This window comes from Pseudomonas sp. GW821-FHT01E10 (assembly GCF_059422365.1).
On sequence record NZ_JBWKWT010000005.1, the window covers coordinates 25,399 to 41,971 of the forward strand.

17 protein-coding genes are annotated in these 16,573 nt (G+C 60.1%); 10 read left to right on the forward strand and 7 right to left on the reverse strand.

Annotated elements, in window-relative coordinates; translation table 11 throughout:
* Positions 1 to 96 precede the first annotated feature (96 nt).
* From hemC to AC07V0_RS11485, 6 genes are all read left to right on the forward strand, one after another.
* The gene (gene hemC, locus AC07V0_RS11460) at positions 97 to 1,038 is read left to right on the forward strand and encodes a hydroxymethylbilane synthase (protein ID WP_018927542.1); all 942 of its coding nucleotides are present in this window, start codon (positions 97 to 99) and stop codon (positions 1,036 to 1,038) included.
* Positions 1,035 to 1,802, forward strand: coding sequence for a uroporphyrinogen-III synthase (locus AC07V0_RS11465; protein WP_018927543.1), 768 nt, complete (start codon positions 1,035 to 1,037; stop codon positions 1,800 to 1,802). Before hemC ends, AC07V0_RS11465 begins: the two co-directional genes overlap by 4 nt.
* Positions 1,803 to 1,818: 16 nt before the next feature.
* Entirely contained in the window at positions 1,819 to 2,973 is a 1,155-nt protein-coding gene (locus tag AC07V0_RS11470) for a uroporphyrinogen-III C-methyltransferase (protein WP_018927544.1), read from the forward strand.
* The gene (locus tag AC07V0_RS11475; protein WP_018927545.1) at positions 2,970 to 4,208 is read left to right on the forward strand and encodes a heme biosynthesis protein HemY; all 1,239 of its coding nucleotides are present in this window, start codon (positions 2,970 to 2,972) and stop codon (positions 4,206 to 4,208) included. The genes AC07V0_RS11470 and AC07V0_RS11475 overlap by 4 nt, the downstream gene beginning before the upstream one ends.
* 361 nt (positions 4,209 to 4,569) lie before the next feature.
* Positions 4,570 to 5,121: a disulfide bond formation protein B gene (locus tag AC07V0_RS11480; protein ID WP_086944359.1), complete on the forward strand. Its 552-nt coding sequence runs from the start codon at positions 4,570 to 4,572 to the stop codon at positions 5,119 to 5,121.
* Positions 5,122 to 5,299: 178 nt separating this feature from the next.
* Positions 5,300 to 5,770 (forward strand): Rsd/AlgQ family anti-sigma factor, encoded by a 471-nt coding sequence (locus tag AC07V0_RS11485; protein WP_064621058.1) that lies wholly within the window; start codon positions 5,300 to 5,302, stop codon positions 5,768 to 5,770.
* 61 nt (positions 5,771 to 5,831) lie between these two features.
* Here AC07V0_RS11485 and AC07V0_RS11490 read toward each other — a convergent pair whose 3' ends face one another.
* Positions 5,832 to 6,497: an FKBP-type peptidyl-prolyl cis-trans isomerase gene (locus AC07V0_RS11490; protein ID WP_018927548.1), complete on the reverse strand. Its 666-nt coding sequence runs from the start codon at positions 6,495 to 6,497 to the stop codon at positions 5,832 to 5,834.
* Between the two features lie 192 nt (positions 6,498 to 6,689).
* Between AC07V0_RS11490 and AC07V0_RS11495 the strand changes: the two genes are divergently transcribed.
* On the forward strand, positions 6,690 to 7,853 hold the full coding sequence (locus tag AC07V0_RS11495) for an AlgP family protein (RefSeq protein WP_064621057.1): 1,164 nt from the start codon (positions 6,690 to 6,692) through the stop codon (positions 7,851 to 7,853).
* Here the strand turns inward: AC07V0_RS11495 and AC07V0_RS11500 are convergent.
* Positions 7,850 to 8,314 (reverse strand): TIGR02444 family protein, encoded by a 465-nt coding sequence (locus AC07V0_RS11500; RefSeq protein ID WP_086944360.1) that lies wholly within the window; start codon positions 8,312 to 8,314, stop codon positions 7,850 to 7,852. The genes AC07V0_RS11495 and AC07V0_RS11500 overlap by 4 nt on opposite strands.
* Positions 8,315 to 8,364: 50 nt before the next feature.
* Between AC07V0_RS11500 and AC07V0_RS11505 the strand changes: the two genes are divergently transcribed.
* The 3 genes from AC07V0_RS11505 to AC07V0_RS11515 all read left to right on the forward strand — a co-directional run bounded on the left by AC07V0_RS11505 (position 8,365) and on the right by AC07V0_RS11515 (position 11,615).
* Positions 8,365 to 10,275, forward strand: a complete 1,911-nt coding sequence (locus AC07V0_RS11505; RefSeq protein ID WP_064621055.1) for an ATP-binding cassette domain-containing protein — start codon at positions 8,365 to 8,367, stop codon at positions 10,273 to 10,275.
* Complete coding sequence (locus tag AC07V0_RS11510; protein WP_019650132.1) at positions 10,275 to 10,865, forward strand: mechanosensitive ion channel family protein; 591 nt, start codon at positions 10,275 to 10,277, stop codon at positions 10,863 to 10,865. Before AC07V0_RS11505 ends, AC07V0_RS11510 begins: the two co-directional genes overlap by 1 nt.
* A gap of 117 nt (positions 10,866 to 10,982) precedes the next feature.
* On the forward strand, positions 10,983 to 11,615 hold the full coding sequence (locus AC07V0_RS11515) for a LysE family transporter (protein WP_018927553.1): 633 nt from the start codon (positions 10,983 to 10,985) through the stop codon (positions 11,613 to 11,615).
* A 70-nt stretch (positions 11,616 to 11,685) separates the two neighbouring features.
* Here the strand turns inward: AC07V0_RS11515 and AC07V0_RS11520 are convergent, their stop codons facing one another.
* The 5 genes from AC07V0_RS11520 to AC07V0_RS11540 all read right to left on the reverse strand — a co-directional run bounded on the left by AC07V0_RS11520 (position 11,686) and on the right by AC07V0_RS11540 (position 16,445).
* Entirely contained in the window at positions 11,686 to 12,429 is a 744-nt protein-coding gene (locus tag AC07V0_RS11520) for a hypothetical protein (RefSeq protein ID WP_018927554.1), read from the reverse strand.
* A 3-nt stretch (positions 12,430 to 12,432) separates the two neighbouring features.
* Positions 12,433 to 13,020, reverse strand: a complete 588-nt coding sequence (gene lpoB / locus AC07V0_RS11525; RefSeq protein WP_007941608.1) for a penicillin-binding protein activator LpoB — start codon at positions 13,018 to 13,020, stop codon at positions 12,433 to 12,435.
* Positions 13,021 to 13,058: 38 nt separating this feature from the next.
* Entirely contained in the window at positions 13,059 to 13,430 is a 372-nt protein-coding gene (locus AC07V0_RS11530) for a YcfL family putative periplasmic lipoprotein (protein ID WP_018927555.1), read from the reverse strand.
* Positions 13,431 to 13,445: 15 nt separating this feature from the next.
* Positions 13,446 to 14,840 (reverse strand): COG3014 family protein, encoded by a 1,395-nt coding sequence (locus tag AC07V0_RS11535; protein WP_086944362.1) that lies wholly within the window; start codon positions 14,838 to 14,840, stop codon positions 13,446 to 13,448.
* Between the two features lie 207 nt (positions 14,841 to 15,047).
* Positions 15,048 to 16,445 carry a COG3014 family protein gene (locus AC07V0_RS11540; RefSeq protein ID WP_064621051.1) on the reverse strand — a complete coding sequence of 466 codons (1,398 nt, stop codon included), beginning with the start codon at positions 16,443 to 16,445 and terminating at the stop codon, positions 15,048 to 15,050.
* Between the last annotated feature and the right edge of the window lie 128 nt (positions 16,446 to 16,573).

The following is a 16,573-nucleotide window of genomic DNA, read 5'->3' on the forward strand; positions in this document are numbered from 1 at the left end:
TGAGGGCCAGGGAGGCCATGCAGTTTCTGATACAAGTCAAAGTGGATTTGGCTGAGCTGTTATTATCTGCCGTATCTATTCAGTACGGATTGATCCATGTCCTCTCGCGAAATCCGCATCGCCACCCGCAAAAGTGCTCTAGCCCTGTGGCAGGCCGAATACGTCAAGGCTCGTCTGGAACAGGCCCATCCGGGCCTGCTCGTGACACTGGTGCCCATGGTCAGTCGCGGCGACAAGCTGCTCGATTCGCCCCTGTCGAAAATCGGCGGCAAGGGCCTGTTCGTCAAGGAGCTGGAAACCGCGCTGCTGGAAAACGAAGCTGACATCGCCGTGCACTCCATGAAGGACGTGCCGATGGACTTCCCCGAAGGCCTCGGTCTGTTCTGCATCTGCGAGCGCGAAGACCCGCGCGATGCATTTGTCTCCAATACCTTCGCCAGCCTGGATGAGTTGCCACCAGGCAGCATCGTCGGCACCTCCAGCCTGCGCCGCCAGGCTCAGTTGCTGACCCGTCGCCCGGATCTGGAAATCCGCTTCCTGCGTGGCAACGTCAACACGCGCCTGGCCAAGCTCGATGCCGGCGAATACGACGCCATCATCCTCGCCGCGGCGGGTTTGATTCGTTTGGGCTTCGAACACCGCATCACCTCGGCCATCAGTGTCGATGACAGCCTGCCGGCCGGAGGCCAGGGCGCGGTCGGTATCGAGTGCCGTAGCGCCGACACTGAGATTCATGCACTGCTCGCGCCGCTGCATCACCAGGATACGGCCATCCGCGTGACCGCTGAACGTGCCCTCAACAAACATCTGAATGGCGGCTGCCAGGTGCCGATCGCCTGCTACGCCGTGCTTGAAGGCGAGCAGATCTGGTTGCGTGGCTTGGTGGGCGATCCGAACGGCGGCCTGTTGCTCTGCGCCGAGGCCCGAGCGCCGCGCAGCGAGGCCGAGGCCCTGGGCGTGCAAGTGGCCGAAGACCTGCTGAGTCAGGGCGCCGACGCCATTCTCAAAGCAGTCTACGGCGAGGCTGGGCACGAGTGACTGGCTGGCGCCTGCTGCTGACGCGCCCTGCGGATGAATCGGCGGCGCTTGCCTGCGTGTTGGCTGACGCGGGGGTTTTCAGTAGCAGCTTGCCGCTTTTGGACATCGAGCCGATGCCGGCCTCTGCCACAATGCGCGCAGTGATTCAGGACCTGGATCACTATTGCGCGGTGATCGTGGTCAGTAAGCCGGCCGCCAGAATCGCTGTCGAGCTGCTCCACCAGCATTGGCCGCAACCGCCGGTTCTGACGTGGTTCAGCGTCGGCGCGGCAACGGCGCAGATCCTCGAGGCTAACGGGCTGGATGTGAGTTTCCCGGCCGACGGTGATGACAGCGAAGCCTTGCTTGAACTTCCACGGTTGCGCGAGGCTATCGCCCGTCCCGATCCTCGGGTGTTGATCGTGCGTGGGGAGGGTGGGCGCGAGTTGCTGGCTGAGCGTTTGCGCGAGCTTGGTGCTAGTGTCGAGTATCTGGAGTTGTACCGACGCGGCTTACCGCAGTACCCACCGGCAGCGTTGCCTGAGCGGATCGAGGCGGAACGCTTGAACGGGCTGGTGGTCAGCAGTGGACAGGGTTTTGAGCACCTGCACCGATTGGCTGGCGATGCCTGGCCGATCATGGCGCGGTTGCCGTTGTTTGTTCCAAGCCCCAGGGTCGCCGAGCTGGCACGCGCCGCCGGGGCCCAAACAGTTGTGGATTGTCGTGGCGCCAGTGCCGCGGCCTTGCTGACGGCGTTACGGGAGCACCCCGTACCCGTTTTCTAATGCAAAGGATGGATACGTGAGCAAAACAGCCTTGCCTAAAGATGACGTCCAGCCGGTGCTCGATGCGCCGGTAGAAGCACCGGTTGTAACCGGGCCACCTGCTACTGAGCCGCGCCGAGGCAATGGGCTGGCAATCGTCGCGCTGCTGTTGGGCGCTGCCGGTGTTGCCGTGGGCGGTTGGGGAGTCTGGCAGGTGCGTCACCTGCAAGCCGATAACCTGCAACAGTTGAGTCAGGTACAGGCGTTGAACGATCAGGCGCAGAGCCTGAAGCTCAACGAGCAGCGTCTGACCGCTCGCCTCGAACAAATGCCTGCCGCCGAAGAGCTCGATGCGCGCAGTCGCTTGGTCACTCAACTTCAGGGCGATCAACAGCGTTTGAATCAACGCCTGGAAACCGTCCTCGGTGCCAGCCGCAAGGATTGGCGTCTGGCCGAGGCTGAGCATTTGCTGCGACTGGCCAGCCTGCGTCTGTCGGCGTTGCAGGACATCAGCAGCGCCCAGGCCCTGGTGCAGGGGGCCGATGAGATACTCCGTGAACAGAATGACCCGGGGGCTTTTGCCGCTCGCGAGCAAGTGGCCAAAACCTTGGTGGCCCTGCGCAGTACCGAACAGCCGGATCGCACCGGGTTGTTCCTGCGACTGGGTGCCTTGCGCGATCAAGTGATCAGCCTCACCGAACTGGCGCCCGAGTACAAGGACCGTGGCGAATCCCTGCTGGGCCTGACGGCCGATGGCGACGGCGCCAGTCGCTGGGCGCAATGGTGGGATCAGATCTCGCGTTACATCCGAATCGATTTCAACGCCGACAAGAATGTCCGTCCATTGCTGGCAGGGCAGAGCCTGAGCCAGGTGCGTCTGGCCCTGAGCCTGGCGCTGGAACAGGCGCAGTGGGCCGCGCTCAACGGTCAGGCTGCGGTTTACACTCAGGCGCTGACCGAGGCGCGGGACGTGCTCAAGGGTAACTTCAATCCGGACAACCCTCAGAGCAAGATCATGCTGGAGCAGGTGGCCGAGTTGAGCAAACAGCCAGTCACGGTGGTCACGCCGGATCTGACAGGCACGTTGAGCGCCGTCCAGGCTTACCTTGAGCGACGCAACGTCAACGCCGAGGACTCAGTGAAACCTCTGGGCAAACCTGCCGCGAGCACTGCGCAGGAGGCCACACCATGAAACGTCTCTATGTGATCGTGTTCGTGGTCATCGCTGCCGCCGCCGCGTTGGGGCTGGCGATTGCCGAGCATTCCGGCTACGTGCTGATCGCCTACAAGAGCTTCCGTTACGAATCGAGCCTGTGGGCAACCCTGGCCTTGGTGGCCGTGCTGTGGCTGGTGTTCTGGGGCATCAAGGCGCTGGTCGAACTGGTGACAACTTCCGGTGGGGTGGTCAACCCTTGGTCGCGGCGCAATCGCAGTCGACGGGTGCAAGTGGCGATCGAGCACGGCCAGCTGGATTTGGCCGAGGGCCGCTGGGCCAGTGCTCAGCGTCACCTGTATCGCGCGGCAGAAGCCGAGCGTCAGCCACTGCTCTACTACTTGGGTGCTGCCCGCGCCGCGAACGAACAAGGTCTCTACCAGGAAAGCGATAACTTGCTGGAGCGCGCTTTGGAGCGACAGCCCCAGGCCGAGCTGGCGATTGCCTTGAGTCATGCCCAATTGCAGACCGACCGCGGCGACACCGACGGCGCCCTGGTCACCCTGCAAGCCATGCACGAGCGTCATCCTCATAACGTCCAGACCCTGCGCCAGTTGCAACGCCTGCATCAGCAGCGGGGCGACTGGTCGGCAGTGATTCGCTTGCTGCCGGAGTTGCGCAAGGACAAGGTGCTGCCGCCAGCCGAGCTGGCTGAACTGGAGCAACGCGCCTGGGGTGAGAATCTTTCGTTGGCGGCGCACCGGGAAGAGGACGGAACGGTCGGTTTGCAATCGCTCGCTCGTGCCTGGCAGCAGCTCACCGCCGCTCAGCGGCAGGAACCGCAACTGGTGCTCGCCTATGCCGAGCAACTGCGGCAACTGGGAGCGCAGGTCGAGGCCGAAGAGGTTCTGCGTACGGCTCTCAAGCGCAAATACGACAGTCATCTGGCACGCCTGTACGGTCTGGTTCGCGGTAGCGATCCGGCCAGACAGCTGCACACCGCTGAAGGTTGGCTCAAGGATCATCCGGCCGACCCGAGCCTGTTGCTGACGTTGGGCCGTTTGTGTCTGCAAAGCAGTCTGTGGGGCAAGGCCCGGGATTATCTGGAAAACAGTCTGCGTGTACAGCGTAATCCTGAAGCCTGCGCCGAACTGGCGCGGTTGCTGGCGCAATTGGGTGACACTGAACGCAGTAATCAGTTGTTCCAGGAGGGCTTGGGCCTGCTGGACGAGCGCTTGCTGTCGGCTCCGCTGCCGGTGCCGGCTCATGCTTGATGCCGGCCTGTAGCCGCTGCCGAAGGCTGCGTTCGGCTGCGCAGCAGTCGTAAATCAGGCGCCGCAGTCGGATCAGGTGAGTCGTGTTAAACCGACTACGACTGCTGCGCAGCCGAACGCCGGCTGCGCCAGCTGCTACAGGGGGAGTCGTTCGTCAGGGCAATCCAACCGCTCCGAGTCTGCCACTGTTTTTGAGTTGTGGTCCTGGTCTGGCAAAGTCCTACAGCGGACTACATCTTATCCTCTCGACTCTGTCGGGAATTCCCTACACTTCTGGTGAAGTGTCCGTGCTGGCCTGCCTTGAAAGGCTGCTGCGCTTTCCTCTACCGTAACCGCTTGTCTCTACAGTTACGGAAAAGCCATGTCTTTGGCCTGCTCACGCTCCTTGTTTTTCATGGTTTTCATTGCAGGTGCCCTGGCCTTGGGCGTTTCCTATTACCTGGAATATGCGGTCGGCCTCAAGCCTTGCGGGTTGTGCCTGTTGCAACGGGTTTGCCTGGCGCTGCTCACGGGTGTCTGCCTGATGGCTTCGGTGCAGGGGCCTGGTCGCTTCGGATCATTCCTGTATTGGTTACTGGGTCTGCTATGCAGTGTGGCGGGTACCGTCACGGCGTGGCGGCAGGTTGTGTTGCAGAGTGATCCGGTGCATCAGCTCTCGGCATGCTCGCCCAACCTGACTGATCTGTTTGCCAGTACGCCCTGGTTGTGTGCCTTGCAACGGTTGTTCAAGGGAACCGACGACTGCGCGGAAATTTCCTGGACGCTGTTCGACCTGAGTATCCCGGAATGGAGCCTGTTGTTCTTCGTTGCGATGATGATTCTGGGCGGGTATCAATTGCTGCGCCTTGTCTGGATCGCCTGTCAGCGACCGCTCAGCGGCGAGTCGTCGCACCGGGTATTGGCGGGCGATTAAACACTTGTATGAACTTTATCTCCTGCGTACCTTGAAGCCATAGGCGCGCGGGCATAATCTGGCCCGCACGTATCATTGGAATTATGTTGCTCGTTGCTGTTCTGCCTGACCCAGACCGGATGTGCCGAGTCTTGGTCAGGCGTAGAACGGCATGACCCATTAGGGAAGAGAGATCGCCATGTTAGATAGTTGTCAGAATGCTCAGGAACGCTGGGGTGGGGTTCATAAGCTCATTGACCGCTGGCTACAAGAGCGTGAAGAGTTGATAAAGTCGTTCCACGACTTGCGAAATGCCAAACCGGCTTTTGCCGACAAGTCCTTGAACGGTCGGTTCTGCGAGATTCTTGTCGATTACGTTTCTGCCTGGCACTTCGAAGTGAGTGAGCATCTGGTCAATGAGGCCAAGGCCTTTGGCGACGATGGCGGCCTTGAACTGGCGGAGCAGATCAACCCGCGTATCGACGTGAGCACCGAGATGGCGCTGTCGTTCAATGATCATTGTCACAAGGGTGACTGCAACGACACCGAGCGTTTCGCCGAAGCGCTGGAAAAGCTGGGCAGCCAACTGCGTGAACGCTTCGAACTGGAAGATTGCCTGATCGAAGTGCTGCACACCGCCCACAAGGAAGAGAGTTCGGTTCAGGCCTGAACCCTTCCCGGCTAGACACTGAAAACGGTGCGCAATGCGCACCGTTTTTCGTTTCCGGCATTCAGCTTGTAGCACCACGCAATTCGACTTCGAATACCAGCGGCGTGAACGGCGCGATCAAGTCGCCGGCACCGTCGGCGCCATAGGCTTGCGCCGATGGAATTACCAGGCGCCATTTTGCGCCGACCGGCATATTTTGCAGCGCGCTACGCCAGCCGCTGATCACACTATCAAGACTGAACCACTGTGGCTGACTGTTCTGATCGAACACGGTGCCATCAGGTAGACGACCGATATACAGCACCTGGACTTTGCCGTTCGGTCCTGCCTTCGCGCCAGTTCCGGGAGCCAGCTCGGTCAGCAATACTCCATCTGCCAATTGACGGACGCCAGGTTTGGTTTTTTCCTCATCGAGAAAGCGCCGCTCTTTTTCGAGGGCAACTTCGCTTTGCGCGACGGCGGGTTGCTCGGCGACCTGGGCTTCGTGCTCGGCAAGAATCTGTTCGATCTGCTCGTCTTTCAGCGCTAGCGGCTTACCTTGGTAGGCTTGCTGCAAACCTTCGAGCAGTGCCTGAAGTTGCAGGTCCGGAACCTCCTGGCGCAAGCGTTCGCCAAGGCTCGCACCCAAGCTGTAAGCGAGATCGTGAGCGTCATTTGTGGTGGTTTTTTCGGCGGCCTGGACCACGGAAAAAAACATGCACAGCGATAAAAAAAGGTAGCGCGACATAGGCACTCTCCGACCTGAGATGCGCAGGATTATGCCAGTGTGAATGCTCTCGAAGGTGAACTGGTTTTGCGTAAGCGCAGAACATTTTTACTTCGTTGCAACGCAGCGCTTTCGATACTGTCAACATGCCCTAGCGGCGGTTGCAGCAGAGGTCTAGTATGAGCCGCATTCACGTCAGCCAGGAGGTAAACCATGTCGGCCACCAAGAAGCCAGTAAATACTCCGTTGCACTTACTCCAACAACTCTCGGGCAGCCTGCTCGAGCACTTGGAAAACGCTTGTTCCCAAGCCTTGGCTGATGCTGAAAAACTGCTCGCCAAACTGGAAAAGCAGCGCGGAAAAGCGCAGGAAAAACTGCATAAATCCCGCACCAAATTGCAGGACGCTGCGGCGGCCGGCAAAGCCAAGGCACAAGCCAAGGCCAAAGATGCGGTGAAAGAACTTGAGGACCTGCTTGACGCCCTCAAGGCTCGTCAGTCCGAAACTCGCAGCTACATCCTGCAACTCAAACGCGACGCTCAAGAAAGCCTGAAACTGGCCCAGGGTGTCGGTCGTGTCCAAGAGGCTGTCGGCAAGGCGTTGTCCCTGCGTTCGGCCAAGCCAGCCGCGGCACCTGCGAAGAAAGCCGCTGCCAAACCGGTTGCTGCCAAAGCACCGGCCAAGCCTGCTGCGGCTCCTGTTAAAAAAACCGCCGCCAAAGCACCGGTAAAAGCTGCAGCGAAACCAGCCGCAAAACCTGCGGCGAAAAAACCAGTCGCTGCCAGCGCTGCGAAACCAGCAGCTAAAACGACAGCTGCCAAACCTGCCGCTAAGCCAGTCGCTGCCAAAACAGCTGCCGCTAAACCCGCTGCCAAAACCACGGCTGCCAAACCCGCCGTGGCGAAAACTGCAGCTGCAAAACCGGCCGCTAAACCTGCTGCAAAACCAGCAGCCAAAACTGCCGCCAAACCTGTCGCGGCTAAAACCGCTGCAGCCAAGCCTGCTGCAAAACCGGCGGCGAAACCTGCTGCAAAAACTGCAGCCAAACCCGCCGCTAAACCGGCTGCCAAAACTGCTGCTGCGAAACCTGCCGTCGCTGCCAAGCCAGCCACTGCCGCCAAACCAGCTGTAGCGAAACCAGCAGCCAAACCTGCCGCTGCCAAACCGGCTGCAAAACCTGCCGCCAAGCCAGCAGCAAAACCGGCCGTGAAAAAGCCAGTCGTTGCTGCAAAGCCGACTGCCGCACCTGTCGCCAAGCCAGTAACCCCGGCCCCGGCTGCATCGGCTTCGCCGGCTCCGGTAGCCACTACCTCGACAGCTTCGCCTGCGCCAGCGGCATCGTCGAGCACCAGCACTACCCCAACCAGCGCTTCCTAAGTGCCGGTTACCGCGACGCGCAGCTGATGCAGCGCGTCGCGGCTCAGGATGGCGGCGCCTGCTGCCATACCTTCCAGCCAGGCCGTTAGATCGGTCGCTTCACACTGCGGCCAACTCTGCGCCAAACGCTCCAGTCGCAACAGCAAATGCCTTTCGGCTTCCATCTCCAGTGTCTTCACTTGTTCGCGCAAATCATCCAGACCGGCATCCTCGCTGGCAGCGGCTTTCCATTGCTGGCGCAAGGTGCGTAACGGTTGCACGACATCCACGTCCCAAGGCCCGGCTATATCGCGTAGCAGCTGCAGGCGTTGTTCGTTGCAGGCGACTCCACGTTGCCCCAGCCACAATCCACAGAGCAGCAGGCACACATTCACACCCGCTGCCTGCAATTGCAGGCAGGCGTGTTCAACGCCGGGACGGGCGTAAGTGTCGAGGGAAAAGCTCCACAGGTCAGAGGACATAGTGCTACTCGCGCCAGTTGCGAGCGAAGCTGGTAGACTCCGCCGCCATTATGATTCGACTTCAGAACCTGACTTTACAGCGTGGCCCGCAACGTCTGCTAGAAGACGCCGAGCTGACCCTGCACGCCGGCCACAAAGCCGGCCTCATCGGTGCCAACGGCGCCGGCAAATCGAGCCTGTTCGCCTTGCTTCGGGGCGAACTGCACCCGGACTCGGGTGACTGCTTCCTGCCGGCCGACTGGCGCATCGCCCACATGCGCCAGGAGGTCGACACCCTCGAGCGCCTGGCGGTCGACTACGTGCTCGATGGCGACCTGCGCCTGCGTCAGGTGCAACGCGACCTGGCGGCGGCCGAAGCGGCCCATGACGGTGCCGCTCAGGCCCGCCTGCACTCGGAGCTCGACAGCGCCGATGGGTACACCGCCGATGCCCGGGCTCGCAAGCTATTGGCGGGCCTTGGGTTCACCAACGAGCAAATGGACCGGCAAGTAGGAGATTTCTCCGGTGGCTGGCGGATGCGTCTGAATCTGGCGCAGGCTTTGATGTGCCCCTCGGACCTGTTGCTGCTCGACGAACCGACCAACCACTTGGACCTCGACGCCATCATCTGGCTCGAAGAGTGGCTCAAAAGCTACCCCGGCACTTTATTGCTGATTTCCCACGACCGGGACTTCCTCGATGCCGTGGTCGATCACGTAGCTCACGTAGATCAACGCAAGATCACCCTGTATCGCGGCGGTTACACCGCGTTTGAACGGGCCCGTGCCGAACGTCTGGCACAGCAACAGCAGGCGTACGAGAAGCAACAGGCGCAACGTGCGCACATGGAAAGCTACATTGCCCGCTTCAAGGCCCAGGCCACCAAGGCCCGTCAGGCCCAGAGCCGGATCAAGGCGCTGGAGCGGATGGAAGAGCTGTCCGCCGCGCACGTCGATTCGCCGTTCGATTTCGTCTTTCGCGAATCGCAGAAAATCTCCAGCCCGCTGATCGATCTATCGGACGCTCGCTTGGGTTATGGCGAAAAAACCGTGCTGGAGAAGGTCAAGCTGCAACTGACCCCTGGCGCGCGGATCGGTTTGCTCGGCCCCAACGGTGCCGGTAAATCGACCCTGATCAAGAACCTCTCCGGTGAGCTCGAGCCATTGGCGGGCCGACTGACCCGGGGCGAGAACACCGTGGTCGGTTACTTCGCCCAGCATCAACTGGATTCCCTCGATTCCAAGGCCAGCCCGTTGCTGCACTTGCAGCGCCTGGCGCCAACCGAACGTGAGCAGACCCTGCGTGACTTCCTCGGTGGTTTCGACTTCCGGGGTGCACGTATCGATGAGCCGGTGTTGAATTTCTCCGGTGGCGAAAAGGCGCGACTGGCCCTGGCGCTGATCGCCTGGGGCCGACCGAACCTGTTGCTGCTCGACGAACCGACCAACCACCTGGACCTGGAAATGCGCCTGGCGCTGACCATGGCGTTGCAGGAATTCAGTGGCGCGGTTCTGGTGGTCTCCCACGATCGTCATTTGCTTAAAAGCACCACCGACAATTTCTATCTGGTGGCAGACGGCAAGGTCGAGGAGTTCGACGGCGACCTGGAAGACTACACCCGTTGGCTGGTGGAGTACCGTCAGCGCAACGTGCCGGTCAGCAATACCCCGGTCAACCCGGACAAGACCGACAAGAAAGCCCAGCGCCAGGCCGCCGCCGCGTTGCGTCAGCAACTGGCACCGCACAAGCGCGAGGCCGACAAGCTCGAAGCCGAGTTGGGCAAGCTGCACGAGAAACTGGCGAAGATCGACGCCAGCCTCGGCGACAGCGATATTTACGAGCCGGCACGCAAGAACGAATTGCGTGATCTGCTGGCCGAGCAGGCCCGGCTGAAGGTGCGTGAAGCCGAGCTGGAAGAAGCCTGGATGGAAGCGCTCGAATTGCTCGAAAGTATGCAGGCGGAGCTGGAGGCGCTGTCTTGATGGAGGCCTTCAAGCTGCCGTTGCCGGCGATGTGGGTCGAGCCGCTCTGGCTGGTCGTGCAAATCCTGCTGATCCTGCTGGCCGGCTATGTCGCTCAGCGCGTCGTCGCTAAAGGCCTGACTCGCCTGGGCGAGCGTTACCCGTTCCCGCCGCAGTTCTTGATGCCGCTGCGTGGTGGTTTGCGTTGGCTGATCATGGGTAGCGCGCTGATCTTCGTGCTGGAGCGTCTTGGGGTGTCGGCCACGGTGCTCTGGACCGCGTTGTCCGGCTTCGTGGCGGTAGCTGCCGTGGCGTTTTTCGCCATGTGGAGCGTGCTGTCCAATCTGTTGTGCGCGATCCTGATCTTCACCGTCGGCCCATTCCGAATCGGCGATGTGGTCGAGTTGGTGGACACCACCGACAAGCCGGGCGTCAAGGGCCGGGTGGTGGCGATCAATCTGCTCTACACCACGCTGATCGAAGCCGAAGAGCTCGGTACCGGCAGTGCCATGGTGCAAGTGCCCAACAGCCTGTTCTTCCAGCGCTCGGTTCGACGCTGGCGCGGTACTGATGTATTTCCTTCAAACGGGTTCGAAAAGCAGGCTCGATAGGACGCTACCGCCGTAAACGCTGGTCGGCAGTCACTCTGTCCTGCAAAAAATCGGTAGTCATTGATCGTAAGGCGCATTAGCTTAGACGTTTGTCACGAGTCTGAGTCGAGGTGTGCAATGCTGCTTCAAACATGGCTGGCATTTTTTGCCGCCTGCTGGGTAATCAGTCTTTCCCCCGGTGCCGGCGCCATTGCGTCGATGTCCAGCGGCCTGCGCTACGGTTTCTGGCGCGGTTACTGGAACGCCCTGGGTCTGCAACTGGGCCTGGCGTTGCAAATTGCGATTGTCGCTGCCGGTGTCGGTGCGATCCTCGCGGCCTCCGCCACTGCCTTTTATGCGATCAAATGGTTCGGCGTGGCTTACCTGGTCTACCTCGCGGTCAAGCAATGGCGCGCGCTGCCCAATGAGATGAGCGACGACGCTGCCATTCGGCAGATCGGCAAGCCGATGGCGCTGGTGTTCCGCGGTTTTCTAGTGAACGTCAGCAACCCCAAGGCTTTGGTGTTCATGCTCGCGGTGCTGCCGCAATTCATCGATCCCCACGCGCCGCTGGTGGCCCAGTACCTGATCCTCGGCGTGACCATGATCTGTGTCGACCTGATCGTCATGGCCGGCTACACCGGGCTGGCGGCCAAGGTCCTGCGTTTGTTGCGCACGCCCAGGCAGCAGAAACGCATGAACCGAACCTTTGCCGGGCTGTTCATCGGCGCGGCGGCATTCATGGCGACTTTGCGCAAAGCAGCGACATAAAGCTTCAGGCACAAAAAAGGCGACCTATTGAGGTCGCCTTTTTCATTACTACAGAGTGGCCAGTCTGAGATCAGTGCAGAATCACCGGCGCCGTATCTCGCGGCAGGTTATTACGCAGCGGTGCCTGCCCCGGCTGCTCGTAACCGCCACCACCGAGCTGTTGGCTCAGTTGCGATGCCACGTCTTCACCCAGCGCCTTGGACACGTCACGCACCACCCGTGGGCGGTTCAGGGAAACCCGGATGTCCCGGCCATTCACCAGTTTGGTGTCCTGACCTTCGCCCATCGCCGTGAAGGCCGAGGTGATCTCGAAGGTCTTGGTGTTGATCAGGCTGAAGTCCGCCACCAGCGTCAACGCCAGCACCGCCGAGTAACTGTCGGTGTTGGCCAGCTCATTCATGTCGCGGGTGAAGTCGATGTCTGACACGGTGCCGAACAGCACATAGTCGGCACCCTTGAAGCTACCGGCCTTGATGCGCTTGATCACGTCATACACGTCGCCTTTGGACGATGCCGTGTAAGGCGTGCCCTGCACCAGCTGGAACATGCCGGTGCGCAGGATCTCGCCCTTGATGTCGCCGGTGAATTTGCGCAACTCGCCTTGCTCGATGTAGCTGTTGGTGGCTTCGTACTCTTCGTAACTGGAAGAACCACTGGCGCCGTAATAGCTCTGGCTATGGTTACTCTGTGCCGAAACAGTGTGGACGTATTGCTCCACGCGCTCCTGGTACGCCAGATCCGCTACTGCAACTTTCGGGGCCGCTTGCACGCTGAACGCGCAAGCCAGGGCCATCATGCCAATCCATGTGCGCATCGATTAACGCTCCGTGGTTTTGCGGATCTCTTTTTCGTCCATCCACTCGGCCAGACCGCTTTCAACGTCGATCAATTGCAGGCTGAATTTGTAGAAGACGTCCTTGTAGTCGCTGCTGCGCTTGACGATCGAGCTGATCGAACCTTCAAGACGGTATTGGGCGGCAATCATGTTGCCGGTCTTGGCCACGGTGCTCTTCTTGTACAGGCCGCTCTGGTTTTGCAGCTTGAGCTGGTCGACCTGGCTCTGCATTGCGGTGTTGTCGCTGGCGAAACGGGCGACGCCGGACTTCATCAGCTGGGTCTTGATGCTGGTAGTGATTTCGCGGGTATCGATGTACTCGCTGGTCTTGTTCTTCACGTCGTAGACCTGAACCACCGGACGGCCTTGCAGGATGCCGGACTGGGCCAGGGAGCGGGTCATGGATTCGGCGATCATCTGCAGGTCGGTGGAGCCGAACTCGTTGGTCACGGTTTCCACGGCTTTGGTGTCGCCGTAGCTGATGTTTTTGCTGCCCAGCGTCGGTGAAGTGTTGGCGCAACCGCTGGCCAGGAGGGCGATGACGGCGATGAACGAAAAGCGTGCAAACATGGGAATGCTCTCTAGAACTGAACGAATAGGTGTCGGGCTTAAGGCGTTTTGATTTCGAGACGGAAATCCACGGCTTTGGCGGTTGGCGCAATGGCCTGGATGAAACTGGTCTGCTCGCCGTACATCATCTGGCTTTTCCAGGTTTCCTCTTCGGCAACCGGGAAGCCTTCAGGGCCGAGCCAGGCAAAGCGGTAGTAGAAGGTCTTGTTGTTGTAGCTGGTGTTGCTCAGCTGTGCGTTGACCGTCATGAAGCCGTTTTCCCGCGCCACGCGCATGGCGCCGACCACGATGTTCTTGAGCTTGCCCATGGCCACGACCTTGCTGGCAGCGCTGCCTGGCTCCGGTGGTGGCGGGGTGGCGCAGCCGGCCAGCAAGGCCAGGGCGACGACAGTGATGAGTTTGAAGCGCATGCAAAGACTCCGTTCTTAAGGTTGTTTGAGGCTGGCCACGGTGGTCGGGTTGGCGCTCGGGATCACATGAGCGGCCTGGCCGCTGGCGAATACCTGATTGCCCACGGCGCGCAGGCTGATGACCTGATAGCGCTGATCCACAGTGATCTTGACCACCGAACCGCCCACGGCGCTCGGCAGGGTGACTTGGTGCTCGCCTTTCTTCAAGCGTAGACGCACGACTTGAGTGGTGTCTGGCAGGGTACGCCATGTACGGGTATCGGCACCTTCGAGCACCGCTGAAGAGATCCCGACCGCAAGACCCGCCAGTGGGTTGGTTTCGTTGATCTTCTTCTGAGCCACGCCTTTGGTCACGGCACGGACGGTGGTGCGCAGGATGATGCCCGGCATGTCATCACGCAGCGCGCGGCGGGACATGGCGGTGGTGCTGTTGAGTTGCGTCAGGTTCACCTGCTGACCGTCTACGCCGATCTGGGCGAAGGGAGCGGTCGAGGTGTCCGGCTTGATGACCGGGAACGACAGCGGTGTGATCACCACCTGGTTGCTGATCGGCAATGGCAACGGAATGCGGATCGAGTCGCGGGACGGCGCCAGGCCGCTTTGCACGACGATCAGGATGTCGCTGTCCTCGTCCTTGGCGGGTTTGTCGAGATTCACCAGCGCCTGTTCCAGCAGCGGGGTGTTCGGGCGCAATTCGGCGGCCTTGCGATAGCCCGGTGCAGCCAGGTCTTTCTCGCCCAGGGCTTCATAGACGAAACCGGCCAGGTAATGGCTGAACGCACTCTGGTAGCTGTTTTTCAGGCTGACCACTTCTGGCGCGTCGAGGCTGGCCACCGGATAACCCTGGAGATCCTTGTACTGGGTTTTGACGCCTTCCTTCTCGGCCTGCTCTTCGCTCTTGAGGTATTCCTTGTCGCGCAGGTCGGCGATCACCGCTTCACGTTCGTGAGTTTTTTTGATCGCGGTGCGCGCGCCGTCGAAGTCGTTCACCGCCAGCAGGTTGAGGGCCATCTGCGTGGTCAGCATGACTTTCTCGTAGTCGTAGCCTTCGTAGCGACGGACTTTGTCATTGACCAGGAAGCTGCCGAACTGAGCCAGGTACTTTTCGGTGTCGAGCTTGACCGAGTCTTCCCACTTGCCCACCACCTGATCGGCGCTGCTCCAGGCATTCTGGCTGCCGGACAAGTCGCCCTTGGCGCGCAGCAGTTCACCCTTCTCGAAGTAATAGAGCAGGTCTTTGTCGGCGCCGGTGTTGTTCTTTTCCAACAAGGTCAAGGCGCCGTCGACGTTGCCGGCAGCCAGTTGCTGGTTGGTTTGTGCCAGTTCGGAATCGTAGTTGCGAAAAGCCGAACAGCCGGAGAGCAAGGTGACAGCGCTGAGCGCGATCGAGGTAAGGGCGCGAGAGGCCATAGGGGGTACTTCTTCCCTGAGTATAAGCAGCCGCGCGTGCTGGTCGGGCTGTTGGGACCCATCGGCAGGGAGACTGGCGCCCTGCCAATTCCTCATAAAAAGAGGAGCTTAAATGCCGTATCGCGATAACGACGGCGCGGCATTATAAACAGGGATGCTGGCTATGTAATGGCTTTTTAATTGTATGTTTTCACAACGTGCCATTACTTATTTCTGGCCTGATACCGGCGCTGGCGAGGTTTGCACATAAGTCTTTCCGACGACGAATGCCACGGTGTTTATTGTGCGCAGGTTGATGACTTGGAAGTCGCGGTCGATGCGCAGGGTTACCGGCGGGGTGCCGGGCGCGTTCGGCGCGCTGAACAGGTGTTCACCTTTTTTCAGCCGCAGACGCGCGACCAGGGTTTTGTCCGGCAAGGTACGCCATGTGCGGGTGTCGGCCTCCTCGAATGGGTCTTCGCGCGTGACCACCAGCGATGCTTTGGCCGGGTTGCGTTGGTTTTCCTCAGCCTGGCCGATAGCCGCCATGTTGGCGCGGAACATGGCCCGCGAGATGATGGCGGGCATGTCATCACGCAAGGTGCGCAAGGCCATGTCGGTGACGCTGTTGAGTGCGGTCAGCGGCCGTTTTCGACCATCGACGATGATGTGGTCGAATGCTGGCGTGATGGTGTCCGGGATCATCACCGGGAAAGAAATCGGGGCAACGATCACCAGGTTTTCGTTGAGCCGTACCGGAATCGGCACGCGCACCGAGCTGCGTGCCGGTGCCAGGCCGCTTTGGACAATGATTAACACATCACTTTCATCGGCTTTTGCCGGCGGTTTGTCGAGATTGCGCAACGCCTGCTCGAGAAACGGCAGGTTCGGGCGCAATTCAATTGCCTGGCGATAGCCCGGCGCGGCGAGATCGCGTTCGCCGAGGGCTTCATAGGTGAAGCCAGCCAGGTAATGACTGAAGGCACTCTGATAGCCGTTTTTCAATTCGATGACGGCTGGCGCATCGAGGGTGGTCACCGGGTAGCCTTGCAGATCCTTGTAACGCACCGAAATGCCCTGGGCCTTGGCCTGCTCTTCGAGCTCTTCGTATTGCCGCTCGCGCTGGCGGGCAATCAGTGCTTCGCGTTCGTGGGTTTTCTTGATGTCGGCGCGGGCGCCGTCGAAGTCATTCGCAGCCAATTGGTTGAGGGCCATTTGCGTGGTCAGCATGACTTTTTCGTAATCGTAACCTTCGTAGCGACGCAGTTTGTCGTTGACCAGCATGGTGCCCATTTCATTGCCAAACCGTGTGAGCAGTTTCATGGCCCCGGAGGGCACCGCTTCTTCGCGCTGGAATACCATCTGGTCGGCGCTGCGCCAGGCTTTCTGGCTCTCCGGCAGCGCATTGGCGACACTAAGGATGGCGCCTTTCTCGAAGTAATAGAGCAGATCCTTGTCTTCCCAGGGATTGTGCAGCTCCACTAGGTCCAACGCACCCTGGAGGTTGCCCACCAATAGTTGGTCATTGGTCTGTTGCATCTCCTGATCATAATTTCGGTACGCGGCACAGCCACTCAGTTGTAGGGCGAAACTCAGCAGCAAAGAGAACAACAGGCAGGAGCGCATGGACGATGATTCTTCCCTGATCGGATACCGCGAGGAGATAGCAGTTTGCCGCCCAATGTACACGCCGTTATGCGGGAAATACCAACAAAGCTTGAGCGAAACTCATTGGAAGTGAACAATGTGTTACT

What these genes read in the sequence shown, in the direction of transcription:
- hemC (WP_018927542.1), top strand. Translation starts at nt 97, where the DNA reads ATGTCCTCTCGCGAAATCCGCATCGCCACCCGCAAAAGTGCTCTAGCC.
- AC07V0_RS11475 (WP_018927545.1), top strand. Translation starts at nt 2,970, where the DNA reads ATGAAACGTCTCTATGTGATCGTGTTCGTGGTCATCGCTGCCGCCGCC.
- AC07V0_RS11480 (WP_086944359.1), top strand. Translation starts at nt 4,570, where the DNA reads ATGTCTTTGGCCTGCTCACGCTCCTTGTTTTTCATGGTTTTCATTGCA.
- AC07V0_RS11485 (WP_064621058.1), top strand. Translation starts at nt 5,300, where the DNA reads ATGTTAGATAGTTGTCAGAATGCTCAGGAACGCTGGGGTGGGGTTCAT.
- AC07V0_RS11490 (WP_018927548.1), bottom strand. Translation starts at nt 6,497, where the DNA reads ATGTCGCGCTACCTTTTTTTATCGCTGTGCATGTTTTTTTCCGTGGTC.
- AC07V0_RS11495 (WP_064621057.1), top strand. Translation starts at nt 6,690, where the DNA reads ATGTCGGCCACCAAGAAGCCAGTAAATACTCCGTTGCACTTACTCCAA.
- AC07V0_RS11500 (WP_086944360.1), bottom strand. Translation starts at nt 8,314, where the DNA reads ATGTCCTCTGACCTGTGGAGCTTTTCCCTCGACACTTACGCCCGTCCC.
- AC07V0_RS11505 (WP_064621055.1), top strand. Translation starts at nt 8,365, where the DNA reads ATGATTCGACTTCAGAACCTGACTTTACAGCGTGGCCCGCAACGTCTG.
- AC07V0_RS11510 (WP_019650132.1), top strand. Translation starts at nt 10,275, where the DNA reads ATGGAGGCCTTCAAGCTGCCGTTGCCGGCGATGTGGGTCGAGCCGCTC.
- AC07V0_RS11515 (WP_018927553.1), top strand. Translation starts at nt 10,983, where the DNA reads ATGCTGCTTCAAACATGGCTGGCATTTTTTGCCGCCTGCTGGGTAATC.
- AC07V0_RS11520 (WP_018927554.1), bottom strand. Translation starts at nt 12,429, where the DNA reads ATGCGCACATGGATTGGCATGATGGCCCTGGCTTGCGCGTTCAGCGTG.
- lpoB (WP_007941608.1), bottom strand. Translation starts at nt 13,020, where the DNA reads ATGTTTGCACGCTTTTCGTTCATCGCCGTCATCGCCCTCCTGGCCAGC.
- AC07V0_RS11530 (WP_018927555.1), bottom strand. Translation starts at nt 13,430, where the DNA reads ATGCGCTTCAAACTCATCACTGTCGTCGCCCTGGCCTTGCTGGCCGGC.
- AC07V0_RS11535 (WP_086944362.1), bottom strand. Translation starts at nt 14,840, where the DNA reads ATGGCCTCTCGCGCCCTTACCTCGATCGCGCTCAGCGCTGTCACCTTG.
- AC07V0_RS11540 (WP_064621051.1), bottom strand. Translation starts at nt 16,445, where the DNA reads ATGCGCTCCTGCCTGTTGTTCTCTTTGCTGCTGAGTTTCGCCCTACAA.